Source organism: Roseicella sp. DB1501, from assembly GCF_013112485.1.
Taxonomy (GTDB): domain Bacteria; phylum Pseudomonadota; class Alphaproteobacteria; order Acetobacterales; family Acetobacteraceae; genus Paracraurococcus.
In genome coordinates this window covers 116,364-142,843 of the sequence record NZ_JABFHG010000009.1, presented here as the reverse complement: position 1 = coordinate 142,843, position 26,480 = coordinate 116,364, and the positions used below count along the sequence as shown (strand labels likewise).

19 protein-coding genes and 1 pseudogene are annotated in these 26,480 nt (G+C 73.7%); 7 read left to right on the top strand and 13 right to left on the bottom strand.

What is annotated here, in order from left to right; translation table 11 throughout:
- Window positions 1-73: 73 nt before the first annotated feature.
- Complete coding sequence (locus tag HJG45_RS18300; RefSeq protein WP_171613636.1) at window positions 74-1,231, top strand: Mrp/NBP35 family ATP-binding protein; 1,158 nt, start codon at window positions 74-76, stop codon at window positions 1,229-1,231.
- A 15-nt stretch (window positions 1,232-1,246) separates the two neighbouring features.
- Here HJG45_RS18300 and HJG45_RS18295 read toward each other — a convergent pair whose 3' ends face one another.
- From HJG45_RS18295 to thyX, 5 genes are all read right to left on the bottom strand, one after another.
- Window positions 1,247-2,137, bottom strand: a complete 891-nt coding sequence (locus tag HJG45_RS18295) for a ribokinase (protein ID WP_171613634.1) — start codon at window positions 2,135-2,137, stop codon at window positions 1,247-1,249.
- Between the two features lie 217 nt (window positions 2,138-2,354).
- Window positions 2,355-2,624 carry a hypothetical protein gene (locus HJG45_RS18290; RefSeq protein WP_171613632.1) on the bottom strand — a complete coding sequence of 90 codons (270 nt, stop codon included), beginning with the start codon at window positions 2,622-2,624 and terminating at the stop codon, window positions 2,355-2,357.
- Window positions 2,621-3,220 (bottom strand): HD domain-containing protein, encoded by a 600-nt coding sequence (locus HJG45_RS18285; protein WP_171613630.1) that lies wholly within the window; start codon window positions 3,218-3,220, stop codon window positions 2,621-2,623. The genes HJG45_RS18290 and HJG45_RS18285 overlap by 4 nt, the downstream gene beginning before the upstream one ends.
- 6 nt (window positions 3,221-3,226) lie before the next feature.
- Entirely contained in the window at window positions 3,227-3,436 is a 210-nt protein-coding gene (locus HJG45_RS18280) for a hypothetical protein (RefSeq protein WP_171613628.1), read from the bottom strand.
- A 7-nt stretch (window positions 3,437-3,443) separates the two neighbouring features.
- Window positions 3,444-4,385 (bottom strand): FAD-dependent thymidylate synthase, encoded by a 942-nt coding sequence (gene thyX, locus HJG45_RS18275; RefSeq protein ID WP_171613626.1) that lies wholly within the window; start codon window positions 4,383-4,385, stop codon window positions 3,444-3,446.
- A gap of 248 nt (window positions 4,386-4,633) precedes the next feature.
- On the opposite strand from thyX, the gene HJG45_RS18270 reads away from it, so the two are divergent.
- Window positions 4,634-5,800 carry a M20 aminoacylase family protein gene (locus HJG45_RS18270; protein ID WP_171613624.1) on the top strand — a complete coding sequence of 389 codons (1,167 nt, stop codon included), beginning with the start codon at window positions 4,634-4,636 and terminating at the stop codon, window positions 5,798-5,800.
- 135 nt (window positions 5,801-5,935) lie between these two features.
- Here HJG45_RS18270 and HJG45_RS18265 read toward each other — a convergent pair whose 3' ends face one another.
- Genes HJG45_RS18265 through HJG45_RS18255 form a run of 3 tightly spaced genes read right to left on the bottom strand, consistent with a single transcriptional unit; the run spans window position 5,936 to window position 9,349 of the window.
- Window positions 5,936-6,706, bottom strand: coding sequence for a fumarylacetoacetate hydrolase family protein (locus HJG45_RS18265; protein WP_171613623.1), 771 nt, complete (start codon window positions 6,704-6,706; stop codon window positions 5,936-5,938).
- A gap of 28 nt (window positions 6,707-6,734) precedes the next feature.
- A complete protein-coding gene (locus HJG45_RS18260; RefSeq protein ID WP_171613621.1) occupies window positions 6,735-7,679 on the bottom strand; it encodes an SMP-30/gluconolactonase/LRE family protein in 945 nt (314 codons plus the stop codon).
- Between the two features lie 20 nt (window positions 7,680-7,699).
- Window positions 7,700-9,349 carry a glycosyltransferase family 39 protein gene (locus HJG45_RS18255; RefSeq protein ID WP_171613619.1) on the bottom strand — a complete coding sequence of 550 codons (1,650 nt, stop codon included), beginning with the start codon at window positions 9,347-9,349 and terminating at the stop codon, window positions 7,700-7,702.
- A 164-nt stretch (window positions 9,350-9,513) separates the two neighbouring features.
- Between HJG45_RS18255 and HJG45_RS18250 the strand changes: the two genes are divergently transcribed.
- Window positions 9,514-11,190 (top strand): hydantoinase B/oxoprolinase family protein, encoded by a 1,677-nt coding sequence (locus tag HJG45_RS18250; RefSeq protein ID WP_171613617.1) that lies wholly within the window; start codon window positions 9,514-9,516, stop codon window positions 11,188-11,190.
- A complete protein-coding gene (locus HJG45_RS18245; RefSeq protein ID WP_254452616.1) occupies window positions 11,187-13,328 on the top strand; it encodes a hydantoinase/oxoprolinase family protein in 2,142 nt (713 codons plus the stop codon). Before HJG45_RS18250 ends, HJG45_RS18245 begins: the two co-directional genes overlap by 4 nt.
- Window positions 13,329-13,624: 296 nt before the next feature.
- Here the strand turns inward: HJG45_RS18245 and HJG45_RS18240 are convergent, their stop codons facing one another.
- From HJG45_RS18240 to HJG45_RS18220, 5 genes and pseudogenes are all read right to left on the bottom strand, one after another.
- Window positions 13,625-17,401 (bottom strand): cellulose biosynthesis protein BcsC, encoded by a 3,777-nt coding sequence (locus tag HJG45_RS18240; RefSeq protein WP_171613615.1) that lies wholly within the window; start codon window positions 17,399-17,401, stop codon window positions 13,625-13,627.
- Window positions 17,398-19,494, bottom strand: coding sequence for a cellulose biosynthesis cyclic di-GMP-binding regulatory protein BcsB (locus tag HJG45_RS18235; RefSeq protein ID WP_254452615.1), 2,097 nt, complete (start codon window positions 19,492-19,494; stop codon window positions 17,398-17,400). Before HJG45_RS18235 ends, HJG45_RS18240 begins: the two co-directional genes overlap by 4 nt.
- A gap of 280 nt (window positions 19,495-19,774) precedes the next feature.
- Window positions 19,775-21,760: pseudogene (gene bcsA, locus HJG45_RS18230) on the bottom strand (UDP-forming cellulose synthase catalytic subunit); the annotation flags it as partial.
- A gap of 77 nt (window positions 21,761-21,837) precedes the next feature.
- Window positions 21,838-22,635 carry a cellulose biosynthesis protein BcsQ gene (gene bcsQ, locus HJG45_RS18225; protein ID WP_171613611.1) on the bottom strand — a complete coding sequence of 266 codons (798 nt, stop codon included), beginning with the start codon at window positions 22,633-22,635 and terminating at the stop codon, window positions 21,838-21,840.
- A gap of 12 nt (window positions 22,636-22,647) precedes the next feature.
- Complete coding sequence (locus tag HJG45_RS18220; protein ID WP_171613609.1) at window positions 22,648-23,070, bottom strand: hypothetical protein; 423 nt, start codon at window positions 23,068-23,070, stop codon at window positions 22,648-22,650.
- 142 nt (window positions 23,071-23,212) lie between these two features.
- Here HJG45_RS18220 and HJG45_RS18215 point away from each other — a divergent pair, with 142 nt between their 5' ends.
- The 3 genes from HJG45_RS18215 (at window position 23,213) to HJG45_RS18205 (ending at window position 26,451) form a co-directional block, all read left to right on the top strand.
- Complete coding sequence (locus tag HJG45_RS18215) at window positions 23,213-24,106, top strand: fumarylacetoacetate hydrolase family protein (RefSeq protein WP_171613607.1); 894 nt, start codon at window positions 23,213-23,215, stop codon at window positions 24,104-24,106.
- Between the two features lie 326 nt (window positions 24,107-24,432).
- Window positions 24,433-24,798: a response regulator gene (locus HJG45_RS18210; protein WP_171613605.1), complete on the top strand. Its 366-nt coding sequence runs from the start codon at window positions 24,433-24,435 to the stop codon at window positions 24,796-24,798.
- Window positions 24,799-24,864: 66 nt separating this feature from the next.
- The gene (locus HJG45_RS18205) at window positions 24,865-26,451 is read left to right on the top strand and encodes an ABC transporter substrate-binding protein (RefSeq protein ID WP_171613603.1); all 1,587 of its coding nucleotides are present in this window, start codon (window positions 24,865-24,867) and stop codon (window positions 26,449-26,451) included.
- The last annotated feature ends 29 nt before the right edge of the window (window positions 26,452-26,480 follow it).

Sequence of the window (26,480 nt, the reverse complement as noted above, 5' to 3'; positions counted from 1 at the left end):
CCGCGGAACCGCGTCCCGACCTGCGGATCCCGGGTGCCGGCGATATTGTTGGATGGGGAAGGCTTTTCAAGCGATGGGCGAGTCTCTGGTCGAGACGGTGAAGCAGGCCTTGCGGTCGGTGCGCGACCCAGTGGGGGGGCGCGATCTGGTGGAGGCCGGCCTGATCCAGGGCCTCACCGCCCGCGACGGGCTGGTGCAATTCGCCATCGCCGTGCCGCGCGAGCGGGCGCGGGAGATGGAGCCGCTCCGCCTCGCCGCCGAGAAGGCCGCCGCCGCGGTGCCGGGCGTGCTGAGCGTGACGGCGGTGCTGACCTCGCACCGTGAGCCGCAGGGGCCGCGGCCGGGCGGCGCCGGCCGGGCCGGGCCCGCTGCGCCGCCGCCGGCCCATGGCCACGCCCCACGCGCGCCCCATACCCCGGCAGGACAGGGGGCGATGCTGCTGCCGGAGGTGCGCCGGATCGTTGCCGTCGCTTCCGGCAAGGGCGGCGTCGGCAAGTCCACCACCGCGGTCAACCTGGCCGTCGCGCTGGCGACCCAGGGCCTCTCGGTCGGGCTGCTGGATGCCGACATCTACGGCCCCTCCCTGCCGCAGATGCTGGGGACGCAGGAGAAGCCGCGGACCGAGAACCAGCGCATCCTCCCGCTGCAACGCTGGGGGCTGAAGGCGATGTCGATCGGCTTCCTGGTGGATGCCGAGACGCCGATGATCTGGCGCGGGCCGATGGTGATGGGCGCGCTCGAGCAGCTCATGGGCCAGGTGGCCTGGGGGGCGCTTGATGTGATGGTCGTCGACATGCCGCCCGGCACCGGCGATGCGCAGCTCACCATGTCGCAGCGCGTGCCGCTCGCCGGCGCGGTCATCGTCTCGACGCCGCAGGACGTGGCGCTGCTGGATGCGCGGCGCGGCGTGCGGATGTTCGAGAAGGTGAATGTCCCGGTCCTCGGGCTCATCGAGAACATGAGCAGCTGGTGCTGCCCGAATTGCGGGCACCGGGCCGATGTCTTCGGCCATGGCGGCGCGCGGGCCGAGGCGGCGAAGCTCGGGGTCGAATTCCTCGGCGAGCTGCCGCTGAAGCTCGAGATCCGCGAGCTCGCCGATGCCGGCACGCCGATCGTCGCGGCCCGGCCGGAGAGCGAGGAGGCCGCCGACTACCGCCGCATCGCCGCCCGGCTTTGGGACAAGCTGCAGGGCGCCCCGGCGGCCAAGGGCCCGCGCATCGTGGTGGAATAGGCGTCTGGCCATCGCTCACCCGCGGCGCAGCAGCGCCTCGGTCTCCGCCGCCTGCGGCATGGCGGCCGCGGCGCCCGGGCGGGTGCAGGAGAGCGCCGCCGCCGCCGAGGCGCGGCGCATCGCCGCCTCGAGCGGCCATCCGCGGTCGAGCGCCGCGGCGAGCACCCCGCACCAGGCATCGCCGGCCCCAGTGGTATCGACCGCTGCCACCGGGAAGGCTGGCACCCGCAGCGGGCTCGAGCCGGTCGCCGCCTCAGCCCCCGCCTCGCCCAGCGTCACCGCCACGTCGATGCCGAGCGCCGCCCGCAGCCCGGCGGCATCGGCCCCGCAGCCGAGCCGGGCCGCCAGCCAGGCCGCCTCGTGCTCATTGGCCACCAGCAGGTCGAGCGCGCCGAGCGCCTCGACCGGCATGGCGGCGGCGGGGGCGAGGTTCAGCACCACCCGCGCCCCGGCGGCGCGGGCGCGGCGGATCAGCGCGGCATTCTCCTCGGGCGGCACCTCCATCTGCAACAGCAGCACGGTCGCCGGGGAGAGCGCGCCGCCCTCCACCTGCGACGCCCGCGCCGCGAGGTTGGCGCCGCTGCCGACCGCGATCTGGTTGCGCCCCGCCGGGTCGACGCAGACCGCGGCGCAGCCGGTCGGCGCCGCCACCCGGGCAAGGCGGCCGAGATCCACCCCGGCGCCGCGCAGCCCGGCCAGCGCCACCTCGGCCATGGCATCCTCGCCGACCGCCCCGGCGAAGCCGGTCGGCGCACCATCGAGCGCCGCGGCCACCGCCTGGTTGGCCCCCTTGCCGCCCGGCAGCGCCGCATAGCCGGGGCCGAGCACGGTCAGGCCGGGCGCCGGAAGCTGCGGCAGGGCGAAGACGAGGTCGGCGATGACCGAACCGAAGACGAGCACCGGCATCGCGCGGCTCAGGCGGGAAGGGCAGGGCACATGCCGCCGAGCCTATCGCGGATGCATCGGCAGAGGCGAATGGAGGGCGTGTGGCCGCGCCTTCATGCCCCGTCGCCTCCCGTTGCCCTGCCGGAGGCTTTGCCCCGGCAGGCTGTGACGCACCCTGCGACCTGAGGGAGTCACGGGGCCTCCACGAAGGCGCGCAGCGACTTCGCGAGGATATGGATCACCCCGCTGTCCAGCGCCCGACCAGCAGGCCGAGCAGGAAGGTGCCGCCGAGCAGCGCCACCACCTCGCCGAAGACGGCATGCGCCAGCGGCAGGCCGACCAGCGCCGAGAGCACCAGCACCGCCACCCAGCGCCAGCGCCGCCAGCCGGCGAGCGGCCCGGCCATGGCGGCCGCCGCGCGGGGCGCGGCGGCCCGGGCGGGGCGGGGCGGCACGCGCGGCTTGGAAGGTGGCTTGGCCGGCGGCCGGACGCGCGCCTGGCCGCTCATTCCGGCAGCATCCCGCCCGCCCGCGCCCGGTCGTAGAGCCGCTCGATGAGCTGCGCCAACACCGGGTCCACCGCCCGCGCCGGGTCCATGCGGCCGGCGGTGTCGGCGCGGCGCACGCCATGCTCTTTCCAGGCCAGCCCGTCGCTGAGCGTGTTCTGCAGGAAGCCCTGCAGCCGGTCGCAGCCCATGGCGAAGCGCGCCTCGGGGCTCGTCCCGGCCTCGAATTCCTCCCACAGCCCGCGCAGCCAGGTGCCGAGATCGGGCGGCAGGCCGCCGAAGACGATCGCCGCCGCCGCGGCCTCCCGCTCCGCCTGGGTGGCGCAGGCGGCGGGGTCGTAGGCATAGGTGTCGCCGGCCTCGATCTCGACCAGGTCATGCACCGCGATCATCGCCAGCGCCCGGCCGAGATCGATCTCCGCCGCCACCTCCCGGTGCAGCAGCAGGGCGAGCAGGGCCAGGTGCCAGGAATGCTCGGCGCTGGTCTCGCGCCGCGTGCCGCCGCCGGGCAGCACCACCCGGCCGCGCCGCTCCACGGTCTTCAGCCGGTCGGCGAGGGCGAGGAAGCCGAGCAGCGCCTCGGCCCGGGCGGGATCCATCGGCGCCTACCGCGCTGCCGCGCCGCGCCCGAAGGCGAGCCCGGCGAGCAGCGCCAGGACGATGGCCAGCACCGGGGCATGGAACAGGAAGACGACCACGCTCCAAACCAGGCCGGCGACGAAGAGCGTCACCCAGATCGCCAGCGCGACGCCCGTGAAGACCAGCATGACCGGCAGGCCGAGCACCAGCACGAGGCCGAGCAGGATCCAGCCCATGCGCGCCTCAGCCCGCCGGGCGGCCGAGCATGGCCATCAGCTCGCGCCACTCCCGCTTGGAGAGGCCGTTGCCCTCCGGCGCCACCGTCTCGCCGGCCAGCATGCGCCGGACGACCGCCAGCATGCCGGCCGAGAGGGTCACCGCCCCCATGCGGTAGTCGCGGAAGGCGGCGAAGCTCTCCGGCACCCAGGCCTCCACCGTCCGCAGCATCGCCTCGGCATAGGCGCGGATCTCGTATTGCGCATGGCTGTCGGCGCGCAGCGAGAGGAAGTGGAAGAGGTTGTGCAGGTCGGTCTTCCAGTACCACTGCGTATAGGTGTTGAGCGTCAGGTTCATCCGCGCCAGCTCGCGCGCCAGACCCTGGCGGTCCGCCTCCACCGGGTTGCCCGCCTCGTCCTCGTTCAGCATCCAGGCATAGTGGTCGTAGGTCGCCATGGCGTCCTGCCGCAGCAGGTCGAGCACGCGCGATGCCTCGGCGCCCTCGAGCACGGCGCCGCGGCCCTGGCGGTTGCTGCTGGACTGGGCGGCGAGATGCTCGGGCGCGGGGATGTAGAATTCGCGGTCGAGGATGGAATAGCGCGCCGAATACTCGTTCACGTTCGCCGTGCGGTGGCGGATCCACTGCCGCGCCACGAAGATCGGCAGCTTCACGTGGTACTTGATCTCGCACATCTCGAAGGGCGTGCTGTGCCGGTGCCGCATCAGGTAGCGGATGAGGCCGCGATCCTCATTGGCGGCGCGGGTGCCGCGGCCATAGGAGACGCGGGCTGCCTGCACCACCGCCGCGTCGTCGCCCATGTAGTCGATGACCCGGACGAACCCATGGTCCAGCACCGGCAGGGCCTCGAAGAGCATCGCCTCCAGCCCCGGCGCGACCGGGCGGCGGGTGCGGCCCTCCGCGGCGCGGGCCGCCTCGATCTCCTGCTGCTGAGACTCGGTCAGCGCCATCCGGCAATCCCCCACCGCCTGCGCCGCGCCTTGTAGTGCGGCCGCCGGGGCTTGTCGAAGCTTGTCGGCTCATGGCGACAAGCGGCCCGGGCGTCCCGCCGCAGATGCCGGTCATCCCTTGCCCGAAACTGACCGGGGGCGGACAAGGCGGGCCGTCGCCCGGGCCATCCCTCGCCCTGGCCCTGGCGCCAGGCCGAGCCGGGGCGCAGCATTCCGGCCTGCCATCCTGTCGAAGGACCTGCCTGCTCATGCCGACCACCCCCCTCGACGCCCTCCGCCGCCATCAGGCCGAGCTGGCCGCCATCCGCCAGGACCTGCATGCCCATCCCGAGCTCGGCATGACCGAGCGGCGGACCGCCGAGGTGGTGGCGCGGCAGCTCGAATCCCTGGGCATCGAGGTGCATCGCGGCGTCGGCGGCACCGGCGTGGTCGGCGTGCTGCGCAACGGCCGCGGCAACCGCGCCATCGGCCTGCGCGCCGACATGGATGCGCTGCCGATCCAGGAGCTGACCGAACTGCCCTGGCGCAGCCGCACTGCCGGGGTGATGCATGCCTGCGGCCATGACGGGCACACCACCATGCTGCTCGGCGCCGCCCGCTACCTGGCCGAGACGCGGCGCTTCGACGGCATCGTCCACTTCATCTTCCAGCCCGGCGAGGAAGGCTGCGGCGGCGCGCTGGCCATGCTGGAGGACGGGCTGTTCGAGCGCTTCCCCTGCGATGCGATCTACGGCATGCACAACCGGCCCGGCATGCCGGTCGGTGAATTCGCCATCCGCTCCGGCCCCACCGCCGCCGGCGGCGCCTTCTTCGACATCACCGTCACCGGCCGCGGCGCGCATGGCGCGCGGCCGGAGGCGAGCATCGACCCGGTGCTCACCGCCTGCCACGTCGCGACGGCCCTGCAGAGCATCGTCTCGCGCAACCTCAACCCGCGCGACCCGGCCGTGGTCAGCATCACCAAGGTGCAGGGCGGCGAGGCCTACAACGTCATCCCGGAAACGGCGACCATCTCTGGCACCGCCCGCTTCTTCAGCCGCGAGGTGGCGGCGCAGATCGAGGCGGCGATGGGCCGCATGGCCGAGGGCGTGGCCGCCGGCTTCGGCGCCACGGCGACGCTCGACTGGCGGCTGATCTTCGCCCCGACAGTGAATGATGCCGAGCAGACCGAGGCGCTCGCCGCCGCCGCGGCCTCGTTGGTCGGCGAGGCGAAGGTGGCGCGGGACAAGCCGCCCGGCATGGGCTCGGAGGACTTCTCCTTCATGATGGAGCGGGTGCCGGGCGCCTATATCCAACTCGGCAACGGCGACGGCGCCTCGCTGCACAACCCGCGCTACGCCTTCAACGACGAGGCCATTCCCTATGGCGCTGCGCTCTACGCCGCGGCGGTGGAGCGCGGCCTGCCGCGCGAGTGACGCGGGCGGACCGGGTCCTCGGGGGCCTGGACCATGATCCGCTCACACAGGGTAGCGGATCATGGTCCAGGCCGTTGTCTGATCGCGTGAGTCACGCTTTCCGCTGAGTCCACCTCAAGCGATCACGCCCTAGGGTCAGGGCGCGAAGGGGTTGGCCAGGGTGCCGATGCCCTCGATCGACACCTCCACCTGCATGCCCGGCCGCATCGGCAGGGCGCCGAGCGAGGTGCCGCAGGCGATGACGTCGCCCGGCCGCAGCGTCATCTCGCGCGAGATGAGGGAGACGATGCGCGCCGGCGGCAGGATCATGTCCGAGAGCGGATAGTCCTGCCGCACCCGCCCGTTCAGCGCCACCTTCACGCTCAGCGCCTGCCAGTCGAGGCCGGTGGCGATCGCCGGCCCGATCGGCCCGAAGCTGTCGCAGCCCTTGGCGCGGGCCCATTGCGGGAAGGAGGCATCGGCGAAGAGCAGGTCGAGCGCCGTCACGTCGTTCACGCAGGTGAGGCCGAAGATCGCCGCCGCGGCCTCCGCCTCCTCGGCATCGCGGACCTGCCGGCCGATCACCAGGCCGAGTTCGCCCTCGTAGAGCACCTTGCCGGCATAGCCCGCGGGCGGGCGGATCGGCTCGCCCGGACCGATCACGCTGCCCGGGTTCTTCAGGAAATAGAGGGGGAATTCCGGGATGGCGTTGCCCTGCTTCGCCGCCGCGGCGTGGAAGTTGTTCCACAGCCCGATGAAGGCGCCCGGCCGCACCGGCGCGAGAAGCCGCACGGCCGCGAGGTCCAGGCTCTCGCCGGTCGGCCGCGCGCCGGCGAGGAGATCGCCCGCATGCAGGGCGATGCGCCCGTCCTCCAGCGTGCCGAAGCCCTCGGCATCGCCATGCGCGAAACGCACCCAGAGCGCCATCCCGTTCTCCCTTTCCGCGCCTGCCGGCTCAGCCGAAGGGCAGCGCCAGCCCGGGCTCGTCCCAGGGCAGCGCCGCCAGCTTGCCGGTCAGCGACAGCGTGACATAGGCCGTCCGCATGTCCTTGCCGCCGAAGCAGATATTGGTCGGCATGCGCTCGGGCATCTTCACCACCCGCAGGATCTCGCCCTTGGGCGAGACGGTGGTGATCTCGCCGCTGACCAGCGTGGCGACGCAGATATTGCCCGCCGCCGTCGGGGCGACGCTGTCCAGCCGGCGATAGCCGGGGAACTGGCAGATCATCCGCCCGCCATTGGTCGAGGGCCAGGGGTCCTTCTTCACCACGCCCGGCCCCTCGATGTCCCAGGCCCAGAGCCGGCCGGTCTCGGTCTCCGCCACGTAGAGGGTGCGGCCATCGGGCGAGAGGGCGACGCCGTTGGCGCCGCCGAAGATCGGGAAGGCCGCCTCGACGATCTTGGAGCCGTCGCTCGCTGCCCAGTAGACGCCGCCATGGTCGCGGTCGCGGCCCCGCACCTTGCCGAGATCGGTGAACCAGAAGCCGCCCTCGCCCGGGCTGCCCTTGGGCGCGAAGATGATGTCGTTCGGCCCTTTCAGCGTGTGCTCGCCGCAGCGGTCATAGAGGCGGGTGACAGTGCCCGTCGCCGGGTCGATCACCTCGATGCGGCCGCCGGCATAGTCGGCCGGCACGCCGGCGGGGCGGAGGACGCCCGGCTCCTCATGCCAGAGGAAGCCGCCATTGTTGCAGCAGAAGATCTTGCCGCCCGGCCCCATGGCGATGCCGTTCGGCCCGCCGCCCGGCGTGGCGACGACGCTCTTCGTGCCGTCCGCCGCGATCTTGCTGATGCGGCCGGCGGCGATCTCGACCAGGATGACGCCGCCATCGGGCAGGGCGATCGGCCCCTCCGGGAAGCGCAGCCCCTCGGCCATGATCCGCATGTCTTTGGCATCGCTCATCGGCGTTCCCCCCAATTCTGTCAGGGGGATGATGCGTCAGCCGCCGGGGGATGCAAAGCCGGGCCCGGCGCCGCGCCGGGCTCCGCCGCGGTCTTCGGCCGCCAGAGCTCGACCGGCCCGCGCTCCTCGGCGACCGTCGTCTCCAGCACGTAGTCGCGCTGCAGCAGCTCGGTCAGGACCGCCGCGGCATCCGGGCGCACCTGCCACCACCAGCCGCGATCCACCACCACGATGCGCGGCCGCGTCGCCAGGATGCGCCGCAGCTCGGCATCGCTGTCGAGATCGGCAACCTCGGTGAAGTTGCCGGTCAGATGCGCCGGGAAGACGAAGCGCGTCGGCAGGCGGGCATCGGTCAGCGCATAGACCACCGGGTGGTAATTGGCGATGAAGATGGCATCGCCCGGCTGCAGCCGCGCCTTGATCGCCCGCACCACCTCCTGCACCGGGTCGGGGTTCCAGATGCCGGTGCCGCGGCCGATGCGGACCGTGGCCTCCTGCCGCCAGGCCTCGACCGCCACCACCGCCACCAGCGCGGCGAAGATCGTCGGCGCCAGGCGCGGCCGCGCCAGCCGGGCGAGCCGCCAGGCGCCGAGCGCGGCGAGGATGGAGAGCGGCGGCAGCCAGATCAGGAAATAATGCGGGAAGTAGTAGCCCGGCCCGACGATCGCCACGCTGGCGCAGCCGAACCAGAGCAGCGCGACCCGGGTGAGGCGGCCGCCCGCGCCCCGCCGCATCCCCCAGCCAAGCAGCGCGACCAGGGCCAGCAGCATCGGCCAGAGCAGCACCATGACCGCCACCTGGACCCGCTGCATCGCCTCGGCGAGGCTGAGCCGGGCCTCGGAATAGCGCATCGGCGCCAGGAAGGAGCCGTCGATGAAGATCCCCAGATGCCCCTGCGCCGCATAGGCGAGGCCGAAGAGCGCGGTCGGCAGCAGCACCAGCCCGGCATAGGCCGCCGCCATGGCGAGGAAGCGCCCCGGCGGCAGCGCCCGGCGCCACAGCGCCGGCAGGGTCAGCAGGCCGAAGGCGAGGCAGCCCTCGGGCGTCACCACCGGTTTGATGGTGAAGGCGCAGCCCAGGGCGAGGCCCATCAGCGCCAGCTCGCCCCAGCGCGGCCCCTCACCCACGGTCCCGGCCCGCACCGCGCCGCGCAGGCCGAGCGCGACGCTCGCCACCACCAGGGGCGCGAAGAGAACCTCGGTGTTGCTGGCCAGGCCGAAGAGCACCACCGTATGCGCGATGTAGAGCAGCCCCGCCGCCAGCGCGACCGGCCGCGGCTCCCTCGCCGCCCGCACCAGCCCGTAGAGCGCCCAGGCGGTGGCGGCGACGCAGGTGATGCCGAGCATGCGGATGGTGGCGATGCTCTCGCCGAACAGCGCGATGGCGGCGGCATAGAGCGCCGGGGCGCCGATCGGGTGCATGTCCCAAACCGCGACCAGCGGCCAGGCGCCGCGCAGCCATTCCCGCGCCTGCACCAGATACAGGCCCTCATCGGTGTCGATGACCGTCACCGTGAAGCCGATGCCGCGGAAGAGCAGCGCGGCGCCGAGAAACAGCAGCGGGACGAAGGCGGCCTCGACGAGGCCGCGCAGCCGCGCCGCGGGCGACGCCGCGGTCCCCGGCTCGGCGAGCAGGCCGGACCGGGGACTGCGCAGATAGGTGGTGCTCATATTCTCCGCGCCGGCGGGCCGGCGTCCTGTCTTCTCCGCGCCGGAGGACCGGCGCCCTGGGACTGGCGAAAGCCGGGCTGCATATCACGGGGGCCGGCGCCGGGGACTCGCCATTCCGCGAGCGTGGCTTGACGGCCACGGGGAACCCGGCCGAGCGTTCGGCCATGGCCCTCCCCGCTGACGCTTCCGGCGGGCGCCCCGCGCCCGACCCGGTCACCCTCGCCGTCCTCGACAACCGCCTCCGCGCCATCGTGGAGGAGATGGGCGAGGCGATGCTCCGGACCTCCTACAGCCAGATCCTGAACTCCTCGCGCGATTTCTCCATCGCGCTTTGCGGCGCGCAGGGGAGGCTGGTGGCGCAGGCGGACCATATCCCGGTGCATGTCGGCGCCATGCCCTGGGCGGCGCGGGCGGTGGCCGAGGCCTTCGCCGGCGACATCCGGGAGGGCGACACCTTCCTGCTGAACGACCCCTATCACGGCGGCAGCCATCTGCCCGACCTCACCATCGTCATCCCCGTCTTCGCGGAAGCGGCGCTGCGCTTCTGGTCGGTGGTCCGGGCGCATCAATCCGATATCGGCGGCGCCACCCATGGCGGCTACAACCCTGGCGCGAGCGAGATCTGGCAGGAGGGATTGCGCATCCCGCCGATCCGGCTCGGCGAAGGCGGCGGGCTGCGGGAGGACCTGCTCCGCATGCTCGCCACCAACACCCGCATCCCACGCGACTTCCGTGGCGACCTGATGGCGATGATCGGGGCCGCCCGGCTCGGCGAGATGCGGCTGCACCCCCTGCTCGCGCGCTACGGCGCCGGGGCCATGGACGCCGCCGTCTCGGCCATCCTCGACCTCTCGGAGGCGCATGCGCGGCGCATCCTCGCCACCTGGCCGGATGGGAGCTGGCTGGGCGAGGCCTTCCTCGACGATGACGGCTTCGACCGGCAGGAGGTGGCGATCCGCGCCCGGGTGACGAAGCGGGGCGAGACGCTGACCGTCGACCTTTCCGAGAGCGACGAGCAGACCACCGGCTTCGTCAATTCCAGCTACCCCAACATGCGGAGCGCCGTCGCGATGGCCTTCGCCTTCCTGCTGGACCCGGAAGTGGCGAAGAACGACGGCGCCTTCCGCCCGCTCGAGGTCATCGCCCGCGAAGGCACGGTGGTCTGGGCGCGGGAGGGCGCGCCGGTGACCATGTGCACCTCCCACTGCTCGAACGAGATCGTCGAGGCCATCATCCGCGCCCTGCAGCATTGCTGCCCGGAGCGCGCCATGGGCGGCTGGGGGCGGCGCTTCCGGGTGGCGATCACCGGCCAGGATGCCCGCCGGCCGGGGCGGCGCTTCGTCTGGCACCTTTTCCATGCCCGGCCGGGCGGCGGCGGCTCGGCCCGCGGCGATGGCTGGTCGAGCGCCGGGGAGTGGCATTCCGCCGGCGGGCTGAAATTCGGCAGCGTCGAAATGGCCGAGGCGCGCTTTCCCCTGCTCTTCGAGGCGCATGAGCTGCTGCCCGGCTCGGCCGGGGATGGCCAGCACCGCGGCGGACTGGGCGGCCAGCTCACCCTCCGGGTGGAGAGCGACGGCCCCTGCCGCGCCAACACTGCCGGCGACGGGGTGCGGCACGGCGCCGCCGGCATGCTGGGCGGCGAGGACGGCCGGCCGCATCTCTACCGCCTGCGGCGCGCCGATGGCACCGAGCGCGCGCTCCGGACCAAGGAGGTCGGCATCCCCGTCGCCCCGGGCGACCGCCTCCTCGTCGAGGCCGGCGGCGGCGGCGGCTGGGGGCCGCCCGGGCGGCGCGACCCGGCGGCCCGGGCCCGCGACGCGGCAGAGGGATACACGCCATGACGCCGCCGGATTGCCTCGCCGCCGGCGGGCCCGACCACATGCCCGAACGCATACCTGGTCGAGGCCGCCCGGCCGGCTGCGCCTATCGGATCGGCATTGATGTCGGCGGCACCTTCACCGATGTGGTCGGCATCGCCGCGGATGGCAGCCAGACCCTGGCCAAGGCCGCCAGCACGCCGGGCGACCAGTCCGAAGGGGTGATCCAGGGGCTGCGCAACCTTGCCGCCGCGCTGCAGCTCACCCTGGGCGAGCTGCTGCAGCAGACGCTGCGCATCGTCCATGGCACCACGGTGGCGACCAACGCCCTGCTCGAGCGCAAGGGCGCCCGCATCGGGTTGCTGACCACCGAGGGGCATCGCGACGTCATCGAGATGCGCGAGGGGCTGAAGCCGGAGCGCTACGACCTACGCCTGCCCGCCCCCGAGCCGCTGGTGCCGCGCCGGCTGCGGCTCGGCGTGCGGGAGCGGCTGCGGCCGGATGGGCGGGAGGAGCTGCCGCTCGACCCCGTCTCCCTCGACGCGGCGATCGCCCGGCTGCGGGCCGAGGGGGTGGAGGGGGTGGCGATCGGCTTCCTGCATAGCTGGGCGGCGCCGGAGCACGAGCATGCCGCGGCCGCGGCGGTCGCCGCCGCCCTGCCCGACGCCTTCGTCACCTGCTCGGCCGATGTGCTGCCGCAGATCAAGGAGTTCGAGCGCTTCTCGACCGCCGCGGTGAACGCCTATGTCGGCCCGGTGGTCTCCCGCTATCTCGGCCGGCTGGCCGGGCGGCTGGAGGAGGCGGGCTATCGCGGCCCGCTCTTCGTCATCCTCTCGCATGGCGGCGTCGCGCCGGTGGCCGAGGCGGCGCGGCTCGCGGTCGGCACCGCCCTCTCCGGCCCGGCCGGTGGCGTCGCCGCGGCGGTGGCGCTGGCCGAGCAGGGGCTCGGCCAGGACCTCGTCACCTTCGACATGGGCGGCACCTCGACCGACATCGCCCTCGTCGCCGGCGGCGAGGCGACGCTCGGCCGCGGCCGCAGCGTCGGCGGCGAGCGCATCGCCCTCGAGAGCCTCGACATCGTGACGCTCGGCGCCGGCGGCGGCTCCATCGCGCATCTCGGCCCGGGCGGGACGCTGCAGGTCGGGCCACGCTCGGCCGGCGCGGTGCCCGGCCCGGCCTGCTACGGCCAGGGCGGCACCGAGCCGACCGTCACCGACGCCAACCTCGTCCTCGGCTATCTCGATGCCGGCAATTTCCTGGGCGGCGCGCGGCGGCTCGACCGCGCCGCGGCCGAGCGCGCGGTCGCCGGCCTCGCCGGGCGGCTCGGCATCACGCCCGAGGCCTGCGCGAGCGGCATCCACGACCTGGTCAATGCCCGCATGGCGGATGGCGTGCGGCTGGCGACGGTGCGCCGCGGCGTCGATCCGCGCGACTTCGCCCTGCTCGCCTTCGGCGGCGCCGCCGGGCTGCATGCGACGGCCGTTGCGCGCGAGCTCGGGCTGCGCCGCGCCGCCGTGCCGCTCTTCGCCGCCGGGCTCTCGGCCTGGGGGATGCTGCACACCGACCTGCGCTACGAGCTCTCCCGCAGCGTGGTGACGCCGGGCGGCCTGCCGCCGGATGCCGAGCTGCGGGCGCTCTTCGACGGGCTGGAGGCGGAGGGCCGCGCCCGCATGGCCGGCTGGCATGGCGGCGAGGTCGCGGCCCGCCGCGCCGCCGACATGCGCTATGGCGAGCAGGTCTTCGAGATCGCCGTGCCGCTCGACGAGATCGACTGGCAGGGCGCCGACCTCGCCGGGCAGATCCGTGCCGCCTTCCATGCCCGGCACCGCGCCCTCTTCACCTACGATCTGCCCGAGGAGGAGGTGGTGCTGGTGAATGCCCGCCTCGCCGCGACCGGGGTGCTGCCGCGCCAGGCCGTGGCCGGGCGCGAGGGCGGGTCGGAAGCCGCGCCGGCCGCGACGCGGCGCATCCGCCTGGCCAAGGGGGCGGTGACGGCGCCCGTGCATCGCTTCGAGACGCTCGCCCCCGGCCAGGCCGTCGCCGGGCCGGCGATCGTCGAGAGCGACACCACCACCGTGCTGCTCCGCCCGGGCGATGCCGCCCGGATGGATGCGCGCGGCTGGCTGGAGATCGCGGTGCCGGCGGACGGGGCCGGCGCGTGATACCAGGCGCAGGAAGGTTCCACCTTCCTGCGCCTTAATCGCCGGGCGAAAATTTCCGGTTTGCCTGGGCCTTCGCCGCGTCGCGTCGACAGGCGCGCCAAAGGGCGCGACCGGCGGCGCCCGTTCGGACGCTCGGCGCTGCGGGCCGCAGGGCGGAACCTCGTGCGCTTGGTATCAAAACCGTCGCTGCCCGTTGCCCTGCCGCGGCTTGGCCGCGCTAGGCTGTGACGTCCCCTCGGCAGGAGGGGACTCCATGGGGCTCCCGCAAAGCCGCGAAGCGGTTTTGTGGGGCGCTCTCACTCCCCGAAGCGATAGCGCGCGAAGAGCATGCCGCGCGCCTCGTTCCAGTCACCCGTCCGGTCGTAGCGGAACAGGCCGCCGAGCCGGAAGCGTGGGGTGACCGCGTATTCGACATCGCCGCGCACGCCGCCGGTGAGGCCCGTCCTGATGGCGGAAGGCTGCGCCGACCGCAGCGTCGGGTCGGCGGCCGCGGCGATCTCGGCCTGGGCCTGCAGCCCGGGATCGAGCGGGAAGTATTTCGCCGCATCCTCCTTGTAGGCCTGGTAGCCGATGGTGCCGCCCACCCGCCAGGCGAGGTCGCCGCTGCGCCGCCGCCAGTCGATCGGCATATTCGCCGCGACATAGCTCTGCGGGCTGAAATAGCCGCCATTGCCATAGGTGAAGAGGCGCTGGTTATTGTCGTAGCCGAAATAGACGAGGTCGAGCCCCGCCTTCAGCTCCTCCTCCGGCCGGTCGAGGATGCTCCAGGAGGCGCCGGCCCCGGCCTCCACGCGGCTGTTGTTCGCCACATGGTCGCCGCGGAACTCGGCATAGCCGCCGCCGACATAGAAGCCGAGCGGCTTGCTGCCGATCTCGAGCTGCACCCGCCCGCCATTGCGGACGACGCCACCCCAGGACTGGCCGCTGCGCGGGTCGCGCATCCCGGACCAGGCGAGCAGGCTGTCCGTCACCGCCCGTCGCTCCGCCGTCACCCGCAGCCGCAGCGTGTCGTTCAGCGCCGGCGCCACCTCGACGCCGCCGAGGATGTTCTGCTGCAGGAAGCCGAGCGGCGTGGTGCCGATATCGGCTGCGAAGGCGTTGCGGGTATAGGCGAGGCCGAGCGCGACGCCCGCCGCCGTGTCGTCGCGCGGCACCGCGCGGTCCCGCGCCGCCTGGCTCGGCCCCGCCACCTGGCCCGGCGGCTGGCGCAGCGCGGGCGAGAGAATGTTGGTGCCGACGCTCTGCAAGCCGGCGAGGTTGCCACTGTCGAGCTGGCCCGAGGTGATCGCCACCGGCGTCACCGAGGCGCTGACCCGGCCGCCGAGCACGCGTCCCGGCAAGGTCACGCTGTTCGCCACCGAGACCTCGCTGAGCCGGTCGAGGCCCGCCGTGCCGGAGCGGAAGCGCATGCCGGGCGCGACCTGCAACCGGCCCGCCGTCTCCTCCCGCACCGCCGCGAGCTCCCGCGCCACCTCGTCGGCCACCGGATTCAGGCCGGCCGGGAGGGTGGCCGCCTGGCCCGGCGAGGGCGTGCGGAACGGGTTGCCCGGTGCGATGCCGGCCGCGACCGGCATCGCGCCGCCGCGGGCCGCCAGTTGCTGCGCCCGTTCCAGCGCCCGCAGCGCCCGGCCGCCATCGCCAGTGGCGCGGGCGATGCGGGCCTCCATCAGCGCCACCCGCGCATCGCCGGGCGCCATGGCGCGGGTCTCGACCAGCATGGACTCGGCGCGGCGCCAGTCGCGCCGGGCGATGGCGGCATCGACCGCCGCCAGCCGCGCCTCGAGGCTGCGCGGGTCGCTGCGCAGCACCGCCTCGACCACCTGCGCCGCCTGCTCCGGCTGCCGCGCCCCCTGGTAGAGCCGCGCCAAGGCCAGGTTGGCGGCCGGGTCGGCGGGGTTGCGCCCGAGCACCGGCGCCAGGGCCTCATAGGCCGCGGCCTGGTCGCCCTGCTCGTTCAGCCGGTCGGCGGTGCGGATGGCGAAGCCCACCTGCAGCGCCGCCGCCTGCCGCTGGTCCTCGGCGCTGAGGCCGGGCCGGCCCTCCACCGAGCGGGCGAGCGCCATCGCCTCCCGTTCCGCCCCCGCCGCCAGCAGGGCGGAGGCGACGGTGAGCCGCGTCGCGGCCGATGCGGCGGGATTGGCGGCGAGCGCGACGCGGCCGGCCTCCGCCGCGCCGGCGGCATCGCCGAGCATGCCGAGGCTGCGCAGCGCCAGCGCGGCGTTGGCGCCGCTCGGATCGGGCCGCATGGCGATGGCGAGCAGCGCCGCCCGCGCCTCCGGCTGCCGGCCCTGCCGCCACAGGGCGGCGGCCTGCTCGACCTCGGCCGTCACCCGGCTGCGGGCGAGAAGCCGGGCCATGTCGGCGTTGCGCAGCCGCGGCGGGATGTGATCCAGCATCGCGGCGGCATCCCCTGCCCGGCCGTCCTCCTCGGCGAAGAGGGCGGCGGCGTGCAGCCCCTCGGCGCCGTTGCCGGCGGCGAGCGGATCCATCAGCGCCCGCGCCTCGCCCCGTTGGCCCTGCCGCAGCAGCAGCCGCGCCAGGTCGAGGCGGATCCAGGGGCTGCCGGGGTCGAGGGCGAGCGCCTCGCGCAGGCGGACAAGCTGGTCCTCGGGGTCGCTCGCCCGCTGCGCCTCGGCGCGCAGCCGGGCGGCACGGCCGGCATTGGCGCCCTCGCCGGAGAGCGTGCGTTGCAGCGTTTCCGCCTCGGCGAAGCGGCCCTGCTGCTGCAACGCCTCGGCGAGGCCGCTGCGCGCGGCGCCGAGATTGGGTCGCCGCGCCAGCGCCGCGCGGTAGCGTCGCTCGGCCCCGGCGGCATCGCCGCGACGGAGCGCGAGATCGCCCAGCAGCGCCTCGGCATCGGCCTGGTCGGGCGCGCCGCGCGCCAGGGCGCGCCGCAGCGCCTGCTCGGCCATGTCGAGATCGCCGGCCCGCAGCGCCGTGCGCGCCGCGGCGAGCTCGGCGGCATAGGCGGCGCCGTCGAGCGCCTTCTGCCACTGCCCACGGCCGGCGGGATCGAGGCGGATGGCGCGTTCGAGCAGGCTGCGCGCCTCGCCATAGCGCCCCTCGCGCAGCCGCACGATGCCGAGCCCGCCGGTCGCCGCCGCATCGTTCGGATCGGCGGCGAGGGCCGCCTCGAAGTCGCGCCCGGCCTCGCGGGCGCGGTTGCCGTTCAGCCGCTCGAAGCCACGCATCCGGGCGGCCGAGGCCGGGTCCGGCGCGCCGCCCGCCTGCGGCGCACGCGCCGCCTGCAGCCGCTCGGCGAGCGCCGCATCCTCCGGATGGCGGGCGAGATAGGCTTCGAGCTCCGGGATCATCGCCGGGCTCGGGCCGGCCCAGAGCAGCGCCTGCCGCCAGGCGGCCGCCGCCGCCTCAGCCTCCGGCCCACCCGTTGGCCCGCCCGTTGGCCCGCTGGCAAGCTGACGCAGCCGGGCGATGCCCTCGGCGCGGCCGGCATCGCGATAGGTCAGGACCTGGGCATAGACGCGCTGCAGCCGCGCATCGCCGGCGGCATGCCCGGCGAGCCGGGCGAGCCCGGCGCGCGCCTCGTCATAGCCGCCCTCGGTGCCGGCGAGGGTGGTGTAGAACTCCTCGGCATAGGCGTCGGGCGGCGAGGCGCCGCGAAACAGCGCGCGATACTGCGCCACCGCCTCCGCCGCGCGGCCGGTCCGGGCCAGGCGCCGGGCCTCCTGCAGCGTGCCGCGATCCTGCGTCATGGCGCGGACCGTGACATCGGTCTGCTGCACCCGCTCGTCGCCCGCCGGGGCCGTGGCCTTCAGCCGCGCCGTCAGCAGGTCCGCGGCCGCGCCGCGACCGAGCAGCGCCTGGGCCTGGGCCGCACCGGCCAGCGCCTCGGCATTGCGCGGATCGACCGCGAGCACGCGCTCGAACACCCGCACGGCCTGATCCGGGCGGCTCTGCTGCTGCCAGAAGCGCGCCTGCTCGAGCAGCAACGCGATGGCGCGCTCGGCGCCGGCCGGCACGCTCGCCATGGCGACGGTCTGGGCCGCCGCCGGCAGCGCCGCCAGAGCCGCGGAGAGCGCGGCGCCGGCCAGGAGATGGGTGCGCCGGGTCATGCCGTGCGCTCCCGCAGGCGGCGCGCCGCGCGGCGTCGCAGCGCCCAGTAGGCCGGCGCGCCGATCAGCAGGGGCGCGAGGGCGAGCAGCGCCAACAGCCCGACCGGGCTGTCGCCGAGCAGGTATTGCGGCCAGAGCCAGAAGGGCAGCGAGCCGATCGTATAGGTGCGGCCGATGGCATAGCCCTCCAGCCGGCCGTCGCGCAGCAGGGTAAGGCCGCCCTGCACCTTCGGCAGCCGCGCCGGGTCGCGCATCGCCTCGGCCATCGCCGCGACGCCGGCCGGTGAGGCGCCGGTGAGAACGACGACCGAACGGCCGGCGGCGAGCGGCGATTCGAAGCCGATCAGCGCGCCCATGCCCTCGCCGCCGGCGCGAAGCTGCGCCGATGCGCGCTCCGCCGCGTCGCGCCGCCCGCCGCCGCCGAGGAGCCGGCTGCGGAGATCGTCGAGGCGGCCCGGCGGCAGGATGGCCAGGCGCCGGTCCTCGATCCGCACCGGGCCGTCGCGCAGAAGGCTGGCGAGCGCCGGCTGCCGGTCAAGCGCCCCGACCACGATGAGATCGAGCCCCGCGACCTGCGGCAGCTCCTGCGGCCGCACCACCTTCAGGCCCGTGGCGGGATGGCCCACCATGGCCGCCATCCGGCCGACCAGGCCGAGGAAGGCCGAGAACTCGCGCGCATCCGGCCGCTCCGGCAGCACCGCCGCCGTGCCCGAGAGATCGGCCATGGTCGTGTAGGGGAAGCCGGCGCCGGCGAAGGCGGCGAGGTTGGGCAGCGCCGCGAAGCGATAGGCGGAGGACAGGTCGATGGTGCTGTCCGGGTCGATCGACGTCCGGATATCGCCGGGCACCGCGGCGCAGTCGCCGCGCGCGAGCGGCTTCATGTCGAAGCGGAGCTGCAGCTCGTTCTGGCCGAAGACCATCCAGGGCGGCACGCCGACCGAGCCCGTCCGCCGCTCCGGCCGGCCGATCTGCGCGGCGAGCCAGGACCAGGGCCAGGGGGGCTCGGCCCCCTGCAGCGGGAAGCTCTGCAGATAGGCGTCGTTCACCGAGACATCGAGCCGCGAGACGGAGGTGTCAAGAACCGGGCCGGGCGGGGTCCGGTAATGGATCTCGACCTGCAGCGGCCGGTTGCGCCAGGTGTAGAGATCCGGCGCAGTGCGGAAGGGCACCGAGATCGTGCCCGGCGTGTAGCCGAAGCCCTGCAGCTCGGAGGGATCGACGAGATCACCGAGGCGTACCGGGCCATCGGTGCGGAGCCAGCGCGGCGCGTCATAGGGGCGGCGCGGCGCGAGCTCGGGCGCCTGCACCGATGCCACCTCGCCCGAGAGCACGGTGCGGCCGGCGGCAAGCGCGGTGGCGGCCACGGCGGCCTCGGCGGCGGTGCGGCCGCCGACCACCAGCAGCGAGGCGTAGGGATCGGTCGGATGCGCGAGCAGGGCGAGGGTCGGGCCATCGAAACGCGGCAGGGCAAGGCCAGGGATCGAATCCGCGCCGATGGCGATCACCATCACATGGCCTTCCGGCGGCAGGCTCGATGAGACCGGGAATTCAGCGCCGCGGTAATCCGCCTGCACCGCGAACCAGGAGCTGGCGACGGCGGCCGCGCGCGCCACCTCCGCCGAAGCCTCCCGGTCTCCCCCCTGGGGCAGCACGACCGGAAGCCGCAGGGCGTCGCGCAGCAGCCGGGCATCGAAAAAGGGCTCCGGCAGGCGCGCGAGATCGCGGACCGGCGGCAGCTTCTGCAGGGTGAGATGCAGCATGGAGCCGTCGGAGATGCTCGACCACAGCAGGCCGGAAAGCGGGTCGTTGCACTCCACCGCGTAGCGGCCGGAGAAGCGGAAGTTCAGCCGGTTGGTCTCGGCGAAGAAGGCCGGGTTGACGGGAAACTCGATCGGCCCGAAGGCCGGGCGCGAGCGATCCGGCTGGATGGCGCCGAGGAACTGCTCGTTCAGCGCGACGGAGACCTGGCTCAGCTCCGGGATCAGCGCCAGCGAGTTGGCGCCCTGCAGCACCAGCCGCGCATCGGTCACCACCTCGTCGCCGCGGGTGCCGAACAGCACGCCCTGCAGGTCGGCGGAGCCGCGCAGCTGCATGGCGTTGCGCAGCCCAAGCTGGCGCAGGCTGTAGGAGACGTGGCGGATGCCGGGGCCGGCCTCGGCCGCCCCGCGCCGGCTGCGCCAAAGCGAGCCCCGGCGCACCGAGGGCGAGGCCCAGCAGCAGGCCCGCGGCCCGCGACCCACGGGCGCGGTGCAGCGCCGGCACGGCGAGCGGCGGCGGCAGGATGGTGGGCCGAGATGCCGCCGCGCCGCCAGATCCGGCCGTGCGGCGCCGCCGCAGCGAGAATTGCGAGTCGCCGCGGAACAGGCCGGCGACGCTGCGGATCACCTCGATGAAGGCGCGCAGAGGGCGGTCGGGCCGGGTGCGGTCCCAGTCGAGCCAGGCATCGGCGCGGCCGAAGACGGCGCGCACCACCGCGCCTTCATCCTCCGCACTGCGCGGCGCGAAGCGAAGCTGCACGCGGCCGTCGCTCCATTGCACGACCTCGGAGGGGATGGTCAGCATCTCACCGTTCGTCTCCAGCGTCAGGATGACCGCCAGGCCCTCCGGCGCCTCCGCCGGCTGCGGCGCGTCGAGCGCCGCGCCGCCGAGCGAGAGGTCGCGCATCCCCGCGGCGACCAGCGTCCCGTCGGGCAGGCGGATGCTGCCGCTGAGCGCGGCGGCGATGCGGGCGCGCTCGCGCAGTTGCCGCCGCTCGCGCCCAACCGCGAGGCCGGCCGCGACGGTGAGCAGGCAGAGCACGCACCAGAAGAGGTTCAGGGCGTAGGCCTGGAATTCCAGCGTGCCGACCGGGTTGCGGAGAATGCCGAGCAGGCCGGAGGCGACGCCGCAGAGCAGCACGCCGGCCAGCACGATGTTCGGCCCGAGGGCGCGCAGGTCGAAATAGCCTTCCTGCAGGGTGCCGCCCTTGTCGGTGACGTTGAACTTGCCCTTGCGCGGGTCGAGCAGGGTCATCAGCGTCACCGGCAGCAGGTAGACCGCGAGCGTCGCCTCGTGGATTTCCGACCAGAAGGAGTGCCGCACATGCCCGCTGACGCGGCTGCTGGTCATGACCGAATGCAGGATGTGCGGCCCCGCATAGGCGAGGATCGCCAGCGGCGAGGCGGCGATCACCGTCTCCCCGAGCAGCAGCCAGGCCAGCGGCGCCGTCAGGAAGACGAAGCGCGGCAGCGGGAAGAGGAAGCTGAACATCGCCATGAAGTAGCAAAGCCGCTGCGGCCAACTCAGGCTCTGCGCGGTCAGCGGATTCTCGGTGCGCAGGATCTGGATCATCCCGCGGCCCCAGCGCAGGCGCTGGCCGATGTGCAGCATCAGGCGCTCGGTGGCGAGGCCGGCGGCCATCGGCACGCGTAGATAGGCTGTGCGCCAGCCCGCCTTCTGCATGCGCAGCGCGGCGTGGCAGTCCTCGGTGACGGTGGTGGTGGGCACGCCGCCGATCGCCTCGAGCGCGGTGCGGCGGATGACGGCGCAGGAGCCGCAGAAGAAGGTCGCGCCCCAGAAGTCGTTGCCCGGCTGCACCAGGCCGTAGAAGAGCAGCCCCTCGTTCGGTACCGCTTCGCCGCTGGCGAGGTTCCGCTGGAACGGGTCCGGCGAGTAGAAGTGGTGCGGCGTCTGCACCATGCAGAGGCCGCGGTCGCGCAGCATCCAGCCCATGGAGAGCTGCAGGAAGGCGCGGGTCGGCACGTGGTCGCAGTCGAAGATCACCACATACTCGCCGCTGGTTTTGGTGAGGGCGTGGTTGATGTTGCCGGCCTTGGCGCCCTTGTTGTCCGGACGGATGAGGTAGCCGGCGCCCACCTCGGCGCAGAAGCGGCGGAACTCGTCGCGCCGCCCGTCATCGAGCACGACGATGTTGATCTTCTCCGCCGGCCAGTCGAGCGCGAGGGCGGCGAGGATGGTTGGCTTCACGACCTCCAGCGCCTCGTTGTAGGTCGGGATGAAGACATCGACCGTCGGCCAGACCTCGGCATCCGCCGGCAGCGGCACCGGCTTGCGGTCGAGCGGCCAGGCCGTCTGCGCATAGGCGAGGATCAGCACGATGACGGCGTAGAGCTCGGCCAGCAGCAGGCCGATGCCGAGCAGGGTCTGCAGCGGGCCGGAATAGTCCAGCGTGTCGGACAGCCGCCAGACGATGTAGCGGACCGACACCATGGAGGAGAGGGCCGCCAGGGCGAGCGTCGCGGCGCGGCCGCGGAAGCGCCCGATCAGGAAGGCCACCAGCAGGCCGCCGAGGGCGAAGGCGCCCTGTTCCTCGGCCGCCAGCGGGGTGAAGACGATGATGGCGGCGAGGGCGAGGCCCATCGCCGCCAGCAGGGCGCCGCCGATGCGGCTGCGCGCCAGTGGCAGCCGCGCCAGGCTCTCGCGGCGAAGCGGCGCGTTCATCGCGCCCATCCCGCGGCGACGGGTTCGACGGCGCGTGGCAGCGCCGCGGCAACGACCCGGGCGAGCTCGCGCAGGTCCTGCGCGGCGCGGCTCGCGGGCGCGCTGTCAAGCAGCAGGCGCTGCTCCGCCAGGGCCTCCGCCACCGCGTCCTCGCGCGCCAGGGCGCCGAGCAGGCGGGGGCCGAGATGCTGCGCCATCGCCTCGGCGACGGTGCGCGAGAGCCGGGCCTCGTGATCGACCTGGTTCAGCACCAGGCGCGGCCCGTCCGAATCCCGCCCGGCCAGGCCGCCAAGGCCGAGGAAGCGGCCGCTATCGATCTCGGGCATCAGCGCGGCGCCCTGGGCATCGGCCAGTAGCACGACGAGAACGAGGCTCGCCAGGGGCGCCAGCAACTCCAGCGCGCGGGACGGCCCGGGCGGCAGGTCGGCCACCACGAGGAGGGCGGGATCGGCCAGCATCTCCCGCACCGGCCCGGTGAGCAGCGCCGGCGCCGCCTCGAGGGCAGCGGTCACCATGAGCGCCTCGGCCGTGGTAACGGTGCCGAAGGGGAGCAGGGCGACGCCGGAGGGCGTCAGCCGGAGGGCGCTGCGCCAGCCGATGCCGCGCGGCAGCTCGGCCAGGAAGCCGGCGCGCTCGGCGAGCGGCACGCCGAAATGCAGGCGCAGCGCGTTCTGCGGGTCGAGATCGATCGCCAGCACGCGCTGGCCCCCGCGCCGCAGGGCGTCGGCAAGGTTGGCGGCGACGGTGGTCTTGCCCACGCCGCCCTTGGGCGAGGCGATGCAGAGCAGGGGCATCGGCGGGACCCTTCAGCGGAAGCCGGCGCCGCGCGCGGGGCGCGGGGCGAAGAGCGGGTCGGGCAGGCCGACGGCGGATGCCGGCCGGCGCTCACCGGCGGCCGGCGCGGCGCGGAGCCGGGCCAGGGTGCCGACCGCTACCGTCTCGGCCACAGGCGGCGCGAAGAGCGGTTCGAGCAAGGGCCAGGCGGCCGGCGCGGCCGCCGGGCTCGCAACGATGGGCATGGGCACGGGCAGCGGCGCCACCGCGGCCACTGGCCGGCCCGGCCAAGCCGGCTCGACCGGCAGCGGCGGCGCGGCGGGCAGGTCAGAAGCCGGCTCGGGGGGCGCCAAAGCCCTGCCCGGGCGCACCGGTGCATTGCGGAAGCTCCGGTATCGCAGCCCCGGCACCCCAAGCGCCGCAGCCATCCGAGCGAAGTCATCGTCCTGGGCCATGCCACCTTCACGATCGCTATCGGCGGCAGGCTGGCGCCAAGGGATAAACAAACTGCTTGGATGGGGGTCTGGAGAGCGGGGCTTGCCAGCGGCCGGCGCGCGGGCTCCCCTGCGCAGACGACAGTGCGGGGGAGGATCATCCATGACGCGGCTCGCCAGCTTCACCGACGCCAAGGGACCGCGCATCGGCGTGGCGCTCGAGGACGGACGCATGCTCGACCTCTCGGCGGTTCCCGGCGCGCCCGGCATGACCGACATGCTGGCGCTGATCGAGGCGGGGCCGGCGGCGCTCGCCACGGTCCGGGCCCTGGCCGAGAGCCCGCCCGCCGGCGCGCTGCTGGCGGCCGGGTCCTGGCGGCTCCTCGCCCCCATCCCGCGGCCGCGGCGCAACGTCTTCTGCGTCGGCCGCAACTACATGGACCATGTGGCGGAAGGCGACCGGACCCGCGGGATCACCAGTTCGGAACTGCCAAAATACCCGCAATTCTTCACCAAGGCCCCGGATTGCGTCATCGCCCCGGAGGACTGGATCCCAGCCCATAAGGGCGTCACCGAATGGCTCGACTACGAGGTGGAGCTCGCCGCCATCATCGGCACCGAGGGCCGCGACATCCCGAAGGAGCGGGCGCTCGACCACGTCTTCGGCTGGACCATCGGCAACGACGTAACCGGGCGCGACCTGCAGCGCCGCTATGGCCAGTGGTTCAAGGGCAAGTCGCTCGACCGCTCCTGCCCGCTCGGCCCCTGGATCATCCCCGCCGCCGAGCTCGATGCGCTGAACACCGGCATCCGGCTCTGGGTGAATGGCGAGAAGCGGCAGGACAGCCACACATCGAAGATGATCTTCGACGTGAAGGAGATCATCCACCAGCTCTCGATCGGCTTCACCCTGCGGCCGGGCGACGTCATCATCACCGGCACGCCGGAGGGCGTCGGCTATGCCATGCAGCCGCCGCGCACGCTGCAGCCAGGCGATGTCATCGAATGCGAGATCGACGGCATCGGCCGCCTGCGCAACACGGTGAAGGGCGAGTAGCGCCATGGCGGCGGAGGCGGCAGCGACTTGGCGGCCGCCGCAGCGCATAGCGGCTTTGTGAGGCGCATTTAACCGCCAACAGTTTTATTTCCACAGCCATTGACGCGCCTGGCGTGAGAATTCATCCGGTATCGCGAGCATGGTTGGCTACCACCGGCTCGCCATTCCGAGTTGTTCCATGCCGGACCAACCATGGTGCCATGGGCGCCGCCGCAACGGCGAACCGCTCCGGGCATGCCGGGAACAGGCGGGAGAGGCATGGACGCAAGGACGCCGGATGCCCGATCGCGGGGTGCCGCCCGCGGGCCGGGCGGGGATCGCCGGCCATGACGGCGCGACGGGTGCTCATCGTCGATGACAACGACGCGGCCCGGCGCCTGCTGCGCATTGCCTGCGAGGCCAACGGCGCCGAGGTGGAGGACTGCACCGATGCGGAGGGCGCCGTGGCGGCTCTCGCGGAGGGGCACTTCGACCTGATCCTGCTCGACTGCCACCTGCCGATGACCGACGGGCGCGACCTTGCGCGGCAATTGCGGGAGGGGGGATTCGCCGGCCGCGTGGTGGCGGCGACCGCCAATGCCCTCCTGCCGCTGACCGAGCCCGAGACGCTGAAGGATTTCGACGAGGTGCTGATCAAGCCGATCCCGCTGGCGCGGATCGAGGCGGAGCTGGTCCGGCTGTCGCCGAGCTGAGCGCCGCGCCCGGCGCACCCTTCCGCCGGGCCGGGAAAGAATGGCAGCATGCCCGGCAGAGATGCCATGCACAGACGCAGCCTCCTGAAGGCGGCGGCATGCCTGCCCGCCGCGCCGCTCGCGGGTCCCGCCCTCGCGCAGGATCCGCGGGCCCGGACCCTGCGCATGGTGCCGCAGGCGAACCTCACCTCGCTCGATCCGATCTGGACCACCGCGGGCGTCACCGAGAATCATGGCTGGACCGTCTTCGACACGCTCTTCGGCCTGACCGACGACTTCCAGGTCCGGCCGCAGATGGCGGAGGGGCACGAGGCGTCCGACGATCGCCGAAGCTGGACCATCCGGCTGCGCGAGGGACTGCGCTTCCATGACGGCGCGCCGGTGCTGGCGCGGGACTGCGCCGCGAGCCTCGCCCGCTGGGCGCGGCGCGACACCTTCGGGCAGTCGCTCGGCGCCGCCGTCGAGGCCTTCGAGGCGGTGGACGACCGCACGCTCCGCATCCGGCTGGCATCGCCCTTCCCGCTGCTGCTGGAGGCGCTGGCCAAGCCCTTCGCCAACGGCGCCTTCATCATGCCGGAGCGACTGGCGAAGACCGATCCCTTCCAGCAGGTGCCGGAGGTCATCGGCTCCGGCCCCTACCGCTTCCTGCCGGGCGAGTATGTCTCCGGCAGCCGTGTCGTCTATGCCCGGCACGAGGGCTATGTCCCGCGCCAGGAGCCGCCGAGCCGCACGGCGGGCGGCAAGCAGGCGCATTTCGAGCGCATCGAATGGACCATCATCCCCGACAGCGCGACGGCCGCCGCGGCCCTGCAATCGGGCGAGATCGACTGGTGGGAGCAGGTGAATGCCGACCTCATCCCGCTGCTGCGCCGCGACCGCCGCATCACCGTCGAGATCACCAACCTGCTCGGCTATATCGGGGTCTGCCGCTTCAACTTCCTGCAGCCGCCCTTCGACAACCCGGCCATCCGCCGCGCGCTGCTGCATGCGCTGAACCAGGCCGACTATGTCCAGGCGGTGACGGCGAACGATGCCGAGGCCTGGCGGCTGTGCCATTCCATGTGGCCCTGCGGCACGCCCTACGGCACCACCGCCGGCAGCGAGGCGCTGGACGGGCCGCGCGACCTCCGCAAGGTGCGGCAGATGCTGCAGGCGGCCGGCTACAAGGGCGAGCGGGTGGTGGTCATCAACCCGACCGATTTCCCGACCATCGGCCCCTTCGGCCAGATCACCGCCGACCTGCTGCAACGCTGCGGCATGACTGTCGAGTTGCAGGAGATGGACTGGGGCAGCCTGGTGCAGCGGCGCACCAGCAAGGAGCCGGTGGACAAGGGCGGCTGGAGCATCTTCCATACCTGGTGGCCGGGCATCTCCATCATGAACCCGGCGGTCAATGCGCCGATCCGCGGCCAGGGCGAGCGCGGCTGGTTCGGTTGGTACCGCAACGACAAGGTCGAGCAGCTCACCACCGACTGGCTCGTCGCCGGCAGCCCGGCGGAGCAGCAGCGGATCGCCGAGGCGATCCAGCAGGAGAGCTGGCAGGCGGTGCCCTTCCTGCCGCTCGGCCAGTTCTTCATCCGCACCGCCCATCGCGGCCTGACGGGCGTACTGAAGGGCACCTCGCCCTATCCCTGGAACGTCAGACGCGCTTGATGCCGATGGCTGTTGATGTTGGCACATCA

What these genes read in the sequence shown, in the direction of transcription:
- HJG45_RS18240 (WP_171613615.1), bottom strand. Translation starts at nt 17,401, where the DNA reads ATGACCCGGCGCACCCATCTCCTGGCCGGCGCCGCGCTCTCCGCGGCT.
- thyX (WP_171613626.1), bottom strand. Translation starts at nt 4,385, where the DNA reads ATGGCGCTGACCGAGTCTCAGCAGCAGGAGATCGAGGCGGCCCGCGCC.
- HJG45_RS18215 (WP_171613607.1), top strand. Translation starts at nt 23,213, where the DNA reads ATGACGCGGCTCGCCAGCTTCACCGACGCCAAGGGACCGCGCATCGGC.
- HJG45_RS18280 (WP_171613628.1), bottom strand. Translation starts at nt 3,436, where the DNA reads ATGGGCTGGATCCTGCTCGGCCTCGTGCTGGTGCTCGGCCTGCCGGTC.
- HJG45_RS18270 (WP_171613624.1), top strand. Translation starts at nt 4,634, where the DNA reads ATGCCGACCACCCCCCTCGACGCCCTCCGCCGCCATCAGGCCGAGCTG.
- HJG45_RS18255 (WP_171613619.1), bottom strand. Translation starts at nt 9,349, where the DNA reads ATGAGCACCACCTATCTGCGCAGTCCCCGGTCCGGCCTGCTCGCCGAG.
- HJG45_RS18250 (WP_171613617.1), top strand. Translation starts at nt 9,514, where the DNA reads ATGGCCCTCCCCGCTGACGCTTCCGGCGGGCGCCCCGCGCCCGACCCG.
- HJG45_RS18205 (WP_171613603.1), top strand. Translation starts at nt 24,865, where the DNA reads ATGCACAGACGCAGCCTCCTGAAGGCGGCGGCATGCCTGCCCGCCGCG.
- HJG45_RS18265 (WP_171613623.1), bottom strand. Translation starts at nt 6,706, where the DNA reads ATGGCGCTCTGGGTGCGTTTCGCGCATGGCGATGCCGAGGGCTTCGGC.
- HJG45_RS18235 (WP_254452615.1), bottom strand. Translation starts at nt 19,494, where the DNA reads ATGCAGCTGCGCGGCTCCGCCGACCTGCAGGGCGTGCTGTTCGGCACC.
- HJG45_RS18260 (WP_171613621.1), bottom strand. Translation starts at nt 7,679, where the DNA reads ATGAGCGATGCCAAAGACATGCGGATCATGGCCGAGGGGCTGCGCTTC.
- HJG45_RS18245 (WP_254452616.1), top strand. Translation starts at nt 11,187, where the DNA reads ATGACGCCGCCGGATTGCCTCGCCGCCGGCGGGCCCGACCACATGCCC.
- HJG45_RS18290 (WP_171613632.1), bottom strand. Translation starts at nt 2,624, where the DNA reads ATGAGCGGCCAGGCGCGCGTCCGGCCGCCGGCCAAGCCACCTTCCAAG.
- HJG45_RS18220 (WP_171613609.1), bottom strand. Translation starts at nt 23,070, where the DNA reads ATGGCCCAGGACGATGACTTCGCTCGGATGGCTGCGGCGCTTGGGGTG.
- HJG45_RS18295 (WP_171613634.1), bottom strand. Translation starts at nt 2,137, where the DNA reads ATGCCGGTGCTCGTCTTCGGTTCGGTCATCGCCGACCTCGTCTTCGCC.
- HJG45_RS18285 (WP_171613630.1), bottom strand. Translation starts at nt 3,220, where the DNA reads ATGGATCCCGCCCGGGCCGAGGCGCTGCTCGGCTTCCTCGCCCTCGCC.
- HJG45_RS18210 (WP_171613605.1), top strand. Translation starts at nt 24,433, where the DNA reads ATGACGGCGCGACGGGTGCTCATCGTCGATGACAACGACGCGGCCCGG.
- HJG45_RS18300 (WP_171613636.1), top strand. Translation starts at nt 74, where the DNA reads ATGGGCGAGTCTCTGGTCGAGACGGTGAAGCAGGCCTTGCGGTCGGTG.
- bcsQ (WP_171613611.1), bottom strand. Translation starts at nt 22,635, where the DNA reads ATGCCCCTGCTCTGCATCGCCTCGCCCAAGGGCGGCGTGGGCAAGACC.